The following is an 11,711-nucleotide window of genomic DNA, read 5'->3' as shown; positions in this document are numbered from 1 at the left end:
CGGAAGCGCGCCGGTGCAAAAGTCCGGAGCGGCAGCGCCGGGGCAGGCGCTGCCGCGGGGGGGCCTAGAACTTCATGGTTGCGGTCAGAGAGACCGTGCGGCCCGGCTCATTGAGTGTGGCGAAGCCTGCGAAGTCGCCGCCGTAGGTCGCGCGGTCGGCGTAGCTGGTGTCAAACAGGTTTTCGACGCCGAGGCGGATCTTCACATTCTGGGCGGCGGGGGGCGTGTATTCCGCAAAGACGGAGACCACCTCGTAGCTGTCAAGCTCCTGCAGGCCGTCCTCCTGTGAGCCGCTGTCATAGCTCAGCGCGGCGTCGATGGCGCCCCCGACGACAAGGTTGTACTGCGGCAGTTCCTGCTGGACCTCCAGGGCCAGGATGCTGCCCAGCGGTGTGCCGTAGTCGAGCACGTCGAAGCTGGAAACGTCGTTGCCGTCCCATTTGTTGTCACTGTGGCTGAAGGTGAAGCGGGCAAAGCCGCTGTCCCAGCCGTAGGTGGCGCCAAGGTTGTAGCCGGTGCTCTCGAAATCGGCGTTGGTCACTGACCTGTCCCCGTACGGGCCATCGAAGGTGCGGACATTGTCGATTTGGGTGCTGAACCACTCGGCGCCCAGGGTCCAGGCGCCGGCAATGTAATCGGCGCCGATGACGATGTTTTCCGCGCGGGAGGATTTGAGCGCGGAGTAATCCCAGCTTTCGTAGAACAGGTAGTTGTCCTCAAGCCCGATGCCGCCGAAGACGTTGGAGTAGGCAGCCCGCACCGAAAACGCGTCGGTGATGCTGTAGGTCACAGAGAGGTTGCCGCTCGCGCCGCTGGGCGAGGCGGTGTAGGGGGCTCCGGTTTCGGCGAAGTCCTGGCCGGTGAAGTCCTCCCAGTCGTAGCGCAGGCCACCCGACAGTTTGAGACGGGCGGAGGGCTGCAGGCGCGCCTGGGCGAAGAGGCCGAGGATTTCGCTGGTCTCCTGCGCGTCGGGTGTCAGGCCGCCGTTGGTGTAGGAGCTTTCCTTCTCCTGGTAGTCGATGCCGGCAGTGATGGTGTTGCCCTCGGACAGGTGGAAAGTGTTCTGGAACTTGGCCGAATAGGTGCTGGAAACACCATTGCTGGGTTCATAGAGCGGCGCAAACACATCGGATTCGGAGTAGCCGATGACGGCCTCCGGGTTCCACATGGCAGAACCGCCGAGGTATTTGTAGCGCAGCGAGGTGACCTTGCGGGTGGTGTCGTAGAGAACCGTGGCGCCCGTGGGGCCGAAGTTTGCGCGGAAGTTGCGCAGGGCGGAGTCTTCCAGCTGCTGGTGCGAAAGCTCGACCCGGTGCCCCTCGCCGGATTCATAGGCGAGCTTGAGCAGGGCCGCGGTCATGTTCGCCGCGGTGCCGGTGACCTCATTGCCTTCGCCATCCTCGTAGTTGCCGCCGGTTGCGCGCTTGGCGTAGCCGAGGATCTCGAAGCCGTTGCTGCGCCCGGCCAGGGTCAGCGAACCCTGGGCAGTATCGCCGTTGCCGGAGTAGGACAGCCGCGCCTTGCCGCCAAGGGCTTCGCCCTCTTCGAGGATGTCGCCGGCATCGATGGTTTCCATCACAACCCGGCCGGCCAGGGCCTGCGGGCCGGCATCGGCCGGAGCGACGCCGGGATCGACGCGGACCGATTTCATCAGGCCGGGGTCAAAGGCGTTGGCGCTGACGTGGTGGAAAACCCGGTTGTTCTGCGAAACGCCATCCACCTGGATGGCGAGATTCAGCATGTCGACGCCGTTGACGAAGATCTTCTGCGCCACCGGAATGGCGCCGCCGACGGAGACTGCGGCGATGCCCGCAAACAGGTCTTTGAGGTCGCCCATGGCGGCGCGTTCGATCTCGGCGTCGGCCACATAGATCGAGGTGGCGCGGTCGGCGGCGTTGCCGATGGGGTCGCGCTGTTTGACCACGATCGGGTCGAGCGACAGGACCTCGTCGTCCTCGGCCAGCGCGGCGGAGGCGGTGATGAGAGTGAGCGCGGTGCTGCACAGCAGCCCGGACAGGCGGATGTTGGAAGTAGGTGCCATAATTAACCCGTGTTCTGAGAGCTGTTAGCTTGGGTTAATTCCTGGCTTGCCTTTTCAAAGGCTTGGGCCTCTTAGGGAGCTGCCGCGCCGGGGGCAAGAGGGTATTGTTGAGTAAATTAGTTCGGTTCTCGCTGTTGCAGTTTTGCCGCTCAAGTGCAGCGGCCGGACGCAGTTGCCCCCGGCCGCCAACGCGTTACTTGGCCGCTGCGAAAGACATCAGCGCATAGGTTATCTGGGCGGTGGTGAAGTCCGAGACCCGGCTGTCCTCGGTCGGGGCCAGCTCCACTACGTCGCAGCCCGCCAGATTGCGGCCCGCGAGCGCGGAGCGCACGATGTTGAGCGCCTGATAGTAGCCGAGGCCGCCGGGGACCGGGGTGCCGGTGGCGGGCAGGATTGCCGGGTCCAGCCCGTCGACGTCAAAGCTGACATAGACGTCCTGCGGAAAATCCTCGGGCAGGGTGACGGAGTGGATGTTGCCGGTGACCAGCTCCTCTGCGTCGATGGAGATCACCTTGCAGGCGGCGCGGCGGTCGACTTCCTCCTGGCTCATGGCGCGGACGCCGTACTGGGCGATGCGGATGCCATCCTCCTCGGCCAGCAGCTGCATCACTGAGGCGTGGGAGTGGCGTTCGTCCTGATAGGCCTTGCGCAGATCGGCGTGGGCGTCGATCTGGACGATGCCGACGGGGCGGCCCAATGCCCGCGCAACGCCGCGCACCGCACCGTAGCTGAGTGCGTGCTCGCCGCCCAGCGTCACCGGCACCGCGCCTGCGGCCACGGCGGCCTCGGTGCGCGCAGCGATGCGCTCCATCACCTGGGGCAGTGGGCCAGTGCAGTCGACGGCGTCCTCAGTCACGATGCCCGCGGCGCAGGGTTCAGCATCGCGGTAGAGGCGTTCCAGCTCGACGCTGGCCTCAAGGATGGCCTCCGGCCCGTCTTCGGTGCCGCCGCCGTAGGAGACTGTGCGCTCCAGCGGCACCGGGATCACCCGGAAGCGGGCGGTGGCGGGATCGCGTTCGGCGTCGCTCAGTTCGCCTTCGAGGAAGTAGGTCATGACAGGCGGTCCTTGAAATCGTCATAGGAGGGGGTGCGCAGGATTTTCAGCGCGTCGGTATCGGAGTTCCACAGCGCAATCGCGGGCAGGGGAACGCCGTTGAAGGTATTGGTCTTGACCATCGAGTAATGCGACTGGTCGAGGAAGGCGATGCGGTCGCCGGGCTGCGGCGGGGTTGCAAAGCCGTAGTCGCCGATCACGTCGCCCGCCAGGCAGGACGGCCCGCCCAGCCGGTGCGGCAGCACGTCTGTGACTTCGCCCAAGAGGTCGGGGCGGTAGGGCGCCTCGATCACGTCGGGCATGTGGCATGTGGCGGAGATATCGGTGATCGCCAGCGGCATGCTGTTTTCGGCCACATCCAGGATCTCGCCCACCAGGATGCCGGAATGCAGCGCCACCGCCTCACCCGGTTCGATGAAGACCTCGACGCCGTAGGTTTCGCGGATATGGCGGATCAGCTCGATCAGCCCGTCGCGGTTGTAGTCCGGCATGGTGACGTGGTGGCCACCGCCGAGGTTGATCCATGTGAGCTGCTTGAGGCGGCTGCCCATCTTCTCTTCCAGCGCGGCGAACGTGCGCTGCAACGGCTCGAACAGCTGTTCGCAGAGCGTGTGCATATGCAGCCCTTCGACGCCGTCCCAGTCCTGATCGCTCAGCTGCGACACCGGCGTGCCGAGGCGCGAGCAGGGGGCGGTGGGGTCGTATTTCTCGTTCCAGCCTTCGGAATGCTCCGGGTTCACGCGCAGGCCGATGGAGATGCTCTCGCCCTTCGCGCGGGCATCTGCGATCAGCGGCGCAAAGCGGCGGTGCTGGGCCGGGGAGTTGAAGATCAGATGATCTGACAGGCGGATGATTTCCGGCAGGTCCCCTGCCTTGAAGCCCGCGGAATAGGTGGTGACCTCACCGCCGAATTCCTCGCGCGCCAGCCGCGCCTCATAGAGGCCGGAGGCACAGGTGCCGGAGAGGTAGCGCCGCACCAGCGGGGCGACGGCAAACATCGAGAACGCCTTGAGCGCCAAGAGGACGTTGGCACCGGAGGCATCCGCAACCTGTTTCAGGATCGTCAGGTTGCGCTCCACTGCGACCTCATCCACCACAAAACAGGGGGAGGGCACGCGGTGCAGGTCAAATTCAGCGAAGCTGTCGGTAGAAAGCGCTTTGATGTCCATGGGTTTTCTGATCCAGAGGCCCGGTAAGCACAACAGAGCTGAGCGGCTGCCCGGGCGGGGGCGGAACGCGCCCGCCGTGGGGTGGGCAGGCGCGTGCCAGCCGCTTGCGCGACTGGCGTTTGTGCAAGGAAAGCCGAAGCTGATCAGAACTCCGGGTGGCCGTCCAGTTCGACCACCTGCCAGGGCAGGCCGTCGGTGTTCAGCATGTCCATGAAGGCATCCGGATCCAACTGTTCCGTGTTCCACACGCCCGGCTCGCGCCAGGTGCCGTTCATCACCATCGCGGCGCCGATCATCGCAGGCACGCCGGTGGTATAGGCCACTGCCTGGCTGCCGACCTCGGCGTAGCATTCCTCGTGGTCGCAGATGTTGTAGATGTAATAGGTCTTCTCTGCGCCGCCGTCCTTGGCCGGGCCGGTGATGATGTCGCCGATGCAGGTCTTGCCTTTGGTCAGCTCACCCAATTCCGACGGATCCGGCAGCACGGTTTTCAGGAACTGCAGCGGGATGATTTCCTGGCCATTGTGGATCACCGGCTCGATGCTGGTCATGCCGATGTTCTGCAGCACGGTGACGTGGTTGATGTAGGCGTCGCCGAAGGTCATCCAGAAGCGGGCGCGCTCGATCTCGGGGAAGTGGGTCGACAGCGACTCCAGCTCCTCGTGGTACATCAGGTACATGTTCTTCTTGCCCACGGCGGGGAAGTCGAACTCGTACTTATGGGTCATCGCCGGGGTTTCGTGCCAGGCGCCGTTTTCCCAGTGGCGGGCCGGTGCGGTGACTTCGCGGATGTTGATTTCCGGGTTGAAGTTGGTGGCGAACGGCTTGCTGTTGTCGCCGCCGTTGCAGTCCAGCACGTCGATCAGGCGGATGCCCTCCAGCTTGTGCTTGCGCACCCAGGTCGCCATGATCGAGGTGACGCCCGGGTCGAAACCAGCGCCCAGGATCGCGGTGAGGCCCGCTTCCTTGAAGCGCTCTTGGTAAGCCCACTGCCATTTGTATTCGAACTTGGCCTCGTCCTCGGGCTCGTAATTGGCAGTGTCGAGGTAGTGGATGCCAGCCTCGAGGCAGGCGTCCATCAGCACCAGGTCTTGATAGGGCAGGGCCAGGTTCACCAGCAGTTCAGCGCCGGTTTCCTTGATCAGCGCCACGGTGTCGGCGACCTTCATCGCGTCCAGCTGGGCGGTGCGGATGGTGACGCCGGTGCGTGCCTTGACGTTGGCGGCTATGTCCTCGCATTTCGAGACCGTGCGGCTGGCCAGGGTGATCTCCTTAAAGATCTCCGGGTGCATGGCCATTTTTGTGACAGTGACGGATCCGACGCCGCCGGCGCCAACAACCAGAACCTTTTCCATATGTTTGTTCCTTTGCAGAAGGGGCCGAGACCCCGGTGTTCCGATGTGCCCCTGGGTCGTCTTCCGGGGGGCGGCTTCAGTCGAAATAGGTGCTGCCGGCAAGGCTGTCCTTGTAGGCGGCAATCATCTGGCGGCGCTCCGCGGCGTTGACCCTGCCGGCCTTCACGGCGCGCTCCACCCGCTTGCGGAAGGTCTCCAGGCACTGGCGCGGGTCGTATTCGACATAGGACAGCACCTCAGCGATGGTATCGGCCTCGGTCTCGTGCTCGATATCAAAGCCGCCCTGGCCGTCCAGAGAGATGGTGACCACGTTGGCATCGCCAAACAGGTTGTGCAAGTCGCCGAGCGTTTCCTGGTAGGCGCCGACAAAGAACACGCCGATCAGGTAATGCTCATCCTCGCGCAGGTCATGCACCGGCAGCGCATTGGATGTTCCGTCGGCGAGGATGAAGTGATCCAGCTTGCCGTCGCTGTCGCAGGTGATGTCGGTGATCATCGCGTTACGGGCGGGGGCCTCGTTCAGGCGCTGCAGCGGCATCATCGGGTGCAGCTGGTCGATAGCCCAGACATCCGGCAGCGACTGAAACAGCGAGAAGTTGCCTTGGTAGTGATCGGTGAAGGCGCCAAGGGCGCTCGCGGCCTCCGTCAGGCTGTCGTCTCCGCGGGCGGCGGCCTTGAACAGGCCGGCCAGATACAGGAAGCCCTGTTCGGCGCGCGACAGCTGCTCCAACCCGATCTGGCCGCGGCGGAACAGCGCCCGCAGCTCGTCCCGGTAATAGATCGCGTCGTTCAGCGCCTCCTGGAAGCGCGGTGCGCCGATATAGGCCTCCACCGCCATGAGGTCGGAGACCAGGTGGTGGTCGTCGGGCTGCACCTCCGGTTTCTGCGGCGCATCGTACAGCGTGGCGCCCAGCACCTCGAAGATGAAGATCGAGGAATGCGCCACCACGAAGCGGCCGCTTTCGGTGACGATGGTGGGGTGGGGCAGGCCCGCCTCATCCAGCGCATAGCGGACGGTTTCGACGATATTGGTGCAGTATTCGTTGACGGTGTAGTTGACCGAGTTGTCGTCCGGGCGGCGGGCGCCGGTGTAGTCGACGCCCAAGCCGCCGCCGAGGTCCATATGGGTCAGCGGCGCGCCCATGCGGGTGAGTTCCACAAAGAATCTGCAGGCCTCATCCGCGGCGCGGCGGATGTCGAAGATATTGGGCACCTGACTGCCCAGGTGGCTGTGCTGCAGCACCAGGCAGTCGAGGAAGCCGCTGTCGCGCAGGCGGCCCATCAGCGTCACCAGATCATGGGCGCCGAGCCCAAAGGTGGAGCGGTCGCCGGAGCTGGCCTGCCATTTGCCGGTGACGCGCTCTGTCAGCTTGACCCGCACGCCCAGGAGCGGCCGGATGTCCAGATCCTCCGCCACCCGGCGGATGATGTCGAACTCCTCAAGCGTTTCGATCACGATGACCGTGTTGTGGCCCAGCTTGCGCGACAGGATCGCCAGCCGGATGAAGGCCTCGTCCTTGGAGCCGTTGCAGATCAGCAGCGCATCTTCGGGCAGAGGCTGCGATAGCGCGATCATCAGCTCCGGCTTGGAGCCGGCCTCCAGCCCGTAATTGAACTGCTGGCCCGCGGTCATCAGGTGGCCGATCACCTCGGCCTGCTGGTTCACCTTGATCGGGAACACGCCGCGGTAGCGGCCCTTGTAGCCCGCGGCCTCAATCGCTCCGTTGAAGGCGTCATGCAGCTGGGTCAGCGACTGTTCCAAGAACTGCTGCACCCGCAGCACCACCGGGGCCGAGATGCCGCGTGCCTCGATTGCCGCGATCACCTCCGGCAGCGGGGTCGGCTTGGCGTCGAGCGCCTGCGGCAGCCGCAGCGCAACGGCGCCGTCCGGGGTCACTTCCAGCATGCCGCTGCCCCAGGCGTCGAGGCCATAGAGGCCCTCGTATGTCTCCGCGCCGCCGCTCATCGGATGCGCGCCTGTGCAGGGCGTTTCGGGAAATCTGAGAGGGGGAGGCGGTGCGGCATCGCGGGGCCTTTCTGTCCAGAGTTCGAGGGGCTGGGAGGTGCAAAGCTGACGGTTCGGGTCGAAGCCTTATCAGGTGCAGGACCGTGCGGTGGCCGCTTCCTTACAATCGGGGGTCCGCTGCATCAAGAGGTTTTCTGCAGACAGGCCGGTGATTTGCGCGCCTTCGCCGGGCGGCCGCAGCAGCTGGCTGCCGTGGCGGCAGCGAAATGGCGCATCTGGACTTTTGCAGCACGTGCCGGTAAGCCCCCCTTGATTTTCAGCAAGCCTTCTCAAGCCAGCCGAATTCCATCTCATCAGAGGACAGGAAATGGCACATTGGAAGGTTTTGCAACTGGCTGCGCCGGTTTTTTTCGCCCTGGCGGGCGCGGCATCGGCGCAGGGGCTGGCGGTGGAGACCGCGCGGGGCCGTATCGAGCTACCTGAATCTCTTGAGAGAATCGTGGTTCTGGACGTGGCCGCGGCGGATACGCTGGGTGCGCTTGGGGTGCAGCCCGTGGGTGTGCCTGCTGAGATGTATGTCAGTTATCTGGACGATCTGCAGGCACAGGCCGCATCTGCAGGCACGCTGTTCGAGCCGGATTTCGAGGCGATTGCCATGCTGGCACCGGACCTGATCGTTGCGGGCGGGCGGTCCTCTGCGCAAGTTGAGCCGCTGGCGGAGATCGCGCCCGCCATCGACATGACGATCTGGGGCACGGATTTGGCAGGGCAGGCGCTAGCGCGGCTGCGCAGCTATGGAGAGCTGACGGGGCGCGAGGACCGGGCGGAGGAGCTGGAGGCGGCATTCAACGCCAAGCTTGCAGAGGCCAGGGCGGCGGTGGATGGGCGCGGCGATGCGCTGATCGTGATGACCAACGGGCCGCGGATCTCGGCCTATGGCGCCGGGTCGCGGTTCGGCTGGCTGCATCAGGCGCTGGGGCTGCCGGAGGCGGTGCCGGATCTGGATGCGCAGACCCATGGCGAGGCGGTGTCATTTGAATTTATCGCCGCCGCTGATCCCGACTGGCTGATCGTGGTGGACCGGGCCATGGCGCTGGGGCAGAGCAACCAGGCCGCGGCAGTGACGCTGGACAACGCGCTGGTTGCTGGCACCAAGGCCTGGGCCGCGGGGCAAGTGATCTATCTGAACGCCGCCAATATCTATGTGGCCGGCGGCGGTATCCAGTCGATGAGTGCCACGCTGGCGGAAATCAAAGCCGGGTTTGCGCAGGGCGTTAAGGCCGGTGGCTGATCTGGCCGCCCCCGCTTCGGCTGCGCCGCGCCGCTGGTTGCTGCTGGCGGCAGTGCTTTTGGTGCCGCTGGCCGTGGCCAGCCTGTTTGTCGGGGCAGGCCCGCTGTCCGTTGCTGCGCTGCTGGACGATCCGCAGACGCTGCAGCTGCTGATCGTCAGCCGTATCCCGCGCACCGCCGCGGTGCTGCTGACCGGTGCCGCGATGGCGGTGGCGGGGGTGATCATGCAGCTGCTGGTGCGCAACAGGTTTGTCGAGCCGGGCACCACCGGCACCAGCGAGGCGGCGATGCTGGGCCTCTTGGCGGTGACGCTGCTGGCGCCGGGCGCGCCGATTCTGGTCAAGATGCTGGCGGCCGCTGGTGCAGCGCTGGCGGGCACCGGCGTGTTCATGCTGCTGGCCCGCCGCATCCCGCCGCATCAGGTGTTGCTGATCCCCTTGTCTGGGCTGGTCTATGGCGGGCTCTTGATGGCTATTGCCATCTTCATCGCCATCGAGGGCGGGCTGCTGCAATACCTCGGCGTCTGGATGAGCGGCGAGTTCTCCGGCATTCTGGCGGGCCGCTATGAGCTGCTGTGGCTGGCGGGCGGGCTGGCGCTGCTCAGTTACTTTGCCGCTAATCAGTTCACCATTGCGGGGCTGGGCCGCGATGTCAGCCTGAACCTGGGCCTGCGTTACGGGCAGGTGCTGGGGTTCGGCATTGTCACCGTGTCGCTGGTGTCGTCGCTGGTGATCGTGACCGTGGGGATGCTGCCCTTCATCGGGCTGGTGGTGCCCAACCTGGTGTCACGGCTGATGGGCGACAACCTGCGCGAGAGCCTGCCCGTGGTGGCCGCCGCCGGGGCCGGGCTGCTGCTGATCTGCGATATCCTGGGACGCGTGCTGCGTTACCCCTATGAGATCCCGGCGGGAACCGTCTTTGGTATCTTTGGCGCTGCGGTGTTCCTGTATCTTCTGCTGGGGCGGCGGGCCGATGGCTGACCGGCGGCTGATTGTGCTAACCTGCCTGCTGGCGGCGGCGGCAGCGCTGTTCCTGCTCTGGGGCCTGCGCGCGCCAACCTCCTATATCCTTGAGCTGCGGCTGGTCAAACTGGCGGCCTTGCTGGCGGTCGGGGCCTCAGCAGGCGTGGCGACGGTGCTGTTTCAGACCATCAGCCAGAACCGTATCCTGACGCCCTCGATCATGGGGTTTGATGCGCTGTTTCTGCTGTTGCAGACCGGGCTGGTGGCGGCGTTGGGGGCTGCCGGGGCCAGCCGCATCGCCGGGCTGCAGGGGTTTGCGCTGGAGACCGCGGTGATGCTGGCGGCGGCGCTGATGCTGTTCACCAGCCTGCTGGGGCGTACCCGCCACGACATCCAGCTGATGGTGCTGGCGGGTGTGGTGCTGGGGGTGATGTTCCGCACCCTCACAGCCTTTCTGCAGCGGCTGATGGAGCCCTCGGAATTCACAATGGTCGAGGCGCGGATGTTTGCCCAGTTCAGCGGCATTGACCGGTCTGCGCTGATGGCCGGGCTGGGGCTGATGGCGCTGGCCGCCCTGTGGCTGGTGCGCAATCACCGCGTGCTGGATGTGGCTGCCTTGGGCCGCTCCCCGGCACGCAGCCTTGGCGTGGCCTACGACGGGCTGCAACTGCGGGTGCTGTGTCTGATTGCGGCGTTGGTCTCAGTCGCGACCGCGCTGGTGGGACCGCTGGCCTTTCTCGGCCTTTTGGTCACCAGCCTCGCCCACAGCCTGATGCAGAGCCACCGTCACGCGCTGCTCTTGCCCGCGGCGGCGCTGATCGGGGCGCTGATCCTGGTGTCGGGCCAGACCGTGTTCGAGCGGCTGCTGCATCTGCAATCCACCCTGGCGGTTGTCATCGAGTTCTGCGGCGGATTGTTGTTCCTGGTCCTGCTGGTGAAAGGAAAAATCCGGTGATTCAAGTCTCGAACCTCAGCTTTGGTCCGGCGGCGAACCCTATTTTGCAAGGCATAGATGCCGAGATCCCCGCAGGCCGGGTGACAGCGCTGATCGGCCCCAACGGCGCGGGGAAATCGACGCTGCTGAAGCTGATCGCCCGGCAGCTGACGGCCAGCAGCGGCCGTATCCGCATGGACGGGATGGACTTGGCGCAGACGGTGCCCGCGCAGCTGGCGTGCAAGATGGCTGTGGTGGCGCAGCATCTGAGCGTTGCCAGCCGGGTGCGGGTGCGCGACCTGATCGGCTTTGGCCGCTGGCCGCACAGCGCGGGGCGGCTGGGGGTGGCCGATCATGCGGCCATTGCGAATGCGGTTGAGCTGTTTGATCTGGGAGATTTGCAGACGCGGTTCCTGGATGAGCTGTCGGGCGGCCAGCGGCAGCGGGCCTTTATCGCCATGGCCTATGCCCAGGACACGGACTGGCTGCTGCTGGACGAGCCGCTTAACAACCTCGACCTGCACCACGCCCGCAATCTGATGGCGCAGCTGCGGCATCAGACGGAGGTGCAGGGCAAGGGCATCGTGATCGTGGTGCATGATCTGAACTATGCGATCAGCTGGTCCGATCATGTCGTGGCGCTGCGGGACGGGAAAGTGGCCTTTCAAGGCCCGGTGGCAGAGGCAGCCACCGCCGAGCGCCTGAGCGCGCTCTATCAGACGCCGGTGGCAATCACCCGGCTGGGCGGCCAGCCCTTTGCCCAGTATCACCGCTAGCCAAGGACGCCTCCCGCCCGGCGGCCGGCAGGGACTTTGGTCGAATACCGCGTCTTTTGCCGATGGTCTAAGCCTTTAGGCAGCACCGGACCGAGTGCCTGCAATCGAAGGTGCATGGCCGCCAGTTCCGCTGCATTTCTTGGATCAATTCTTGGGAGGAATGG

At 65.3% G+C, this 11,711-nt stretch carries 9 protein-coding genes; 4 read left to right on the top strand and 5 right to left on the bottom strand.

Going from position 1 to position 11,711, the window contains the following annotated elements; translation table 11 throughout:
- Positions 1-64: 64 nt before the first annotated feature.
- The 5 genes from LHL23_RS14335 to speA all read right to left on the bottom strand — a co-directional run bounded on the left by LHL23_RS14335 (position 65) and on the right by speA (position 7,585).
- On the bottom strand, positions 65-2,041 hold the full coding sequence (locus tag LHL23_RS14335; RefSeq protein ID WP_226430373.1) for a TonB-dependent receptor plug domain-containing protein: 1,977 nt from the start codon (positions 2,039-2,041) through the stop codon (positions 65-67).
- 193 nt (positions 2,042-2,234) lie between these two features.
- Positions 2,235-3,095 carry an agmatinase gene (gene speB / locus LHL23_RS14330; RefSeq protein WP_226430372.1) on the bottom strand — a complete coding sequence of 287 codons (861 nt, stop codon included), beginning with the start codon at positions 3,093-3,095 and terminating at the stop codon, positions 2,235-2,237.
- Positions 3,092-4,264, bottom strand: coding sequence for a carboxynorspermidine decarboxylase (locus LHL23_RS14325; RefSeq protein WP_226430371.1), 1,173 nt, complete (start codon positions 4,262-4,264; stop codon positions 3,092-3,094). The genes speB and LHL23_RS14325 overlap by 4 nt, the downstream gene beginning before the upstream one ends.
- 143 nt (positions 4,265-4,407) lie before the next feature.
- A complete protein-coding gene (locus LHL23_RS14320) occupies positions 4,408-5,619 on the bottom strand; it encodes a saccharopine dehydrogenase family protein (RefSeq protein WP_226430370.1) in 1,212 nt (403 codons plus the stop codon).
- 76 nt (positions 5,620-5,695) lie between these two features.
- Positions 5,696-7,585, bottom strand: a complete 1,890-nt coding sequence (gene speA / locus LHL23_RS14315) for a biosynthetic arginine decarboxylase (RefSeq protein WP_226430369.1) — start codon at positions 7,583-7,585, stop codon at positions 5,696-5,698.
- Positions 7,586-7,952: 367 nt separating this feature from the next.
- On the opposite strand from speA, the gene LHL23_RS14310 reads away from it, so the two are divergent.
- Genes LHL23_RS14310 through LHL23_RS14295 form a run of 4 tightly spaced genes read left to right on the top strand, consistent with a single transcriptional unit; the run spans position 7,953 to position 11,547 of the window.
- Positions 7,953-8,876 (top strand): siderophore ABC transporter substrate-binding protein, encoded by a 924-nt coding sequence (locus LHL23_RS14310; protein WP_226430368.1) that lies wholly within the window; start codon positions 7,953-7,955, stop codon positions 8,874-8,876.
- Positions 8,869-9,855 carry an ABC transporter permease gene (locus tag LHL23_RS14305; protein ID WP_226430367.1) on the top strand — a complete coding sequence of 329 codons (987 nt, stop codon included), beginning with the start codon at positions 8,869-8,871 and terminating at the stop codon, positions 9,853-9,855. Before LHL23_RS14310 ends, LHL23_RS14305 begins: the two co-directional genes overlap by 8 nt.
- Complete coding sequence (locus LHL23_RS14300; protein ID WP_226430366.1) at positions 9,848-10,792, top strand: iron chelate uptake ABC transporter family permease subunit; 945 nt, start codon at positions 9,848-9,850, stop codon at positions 10,790-10,792. Before LHL23_RS14305 ends, LHL23_RS14300 begins: the two co-directional genes overlap by 8 nt.
- Entirely contained in the window at positions 10,789-11,547 is a 759-nt protein-coding gene (locus LHL23_RS14295; RefSeq protein ID WP_226430365.1) for an iron ABC transporter ATP-binding protein, read from the top strand. Before LHL23_RS14300 ends, LHL23_RS14295 begins: the two co-directional genes overlap by 4 nt.
- The last annotated feature ends 164 nt before the right edge of the window (positions 11,548-11,711 follow it).

Origin of the sequence: Leisingera sp. McT4-56 (assembly GCF_020514995.1) — a bacterium.
Taxonomy (GTDB): domain Bacteria; phylum Pseudomonadota; class Alphaproteobacteria; order Rhodobacterales; family Rhodobacteraceae; genus Leisingera; species Leisingera aquaemixtae_A.
This window is presented reverse-complemented; position numbering and strand designations above follow the sequence as displayed.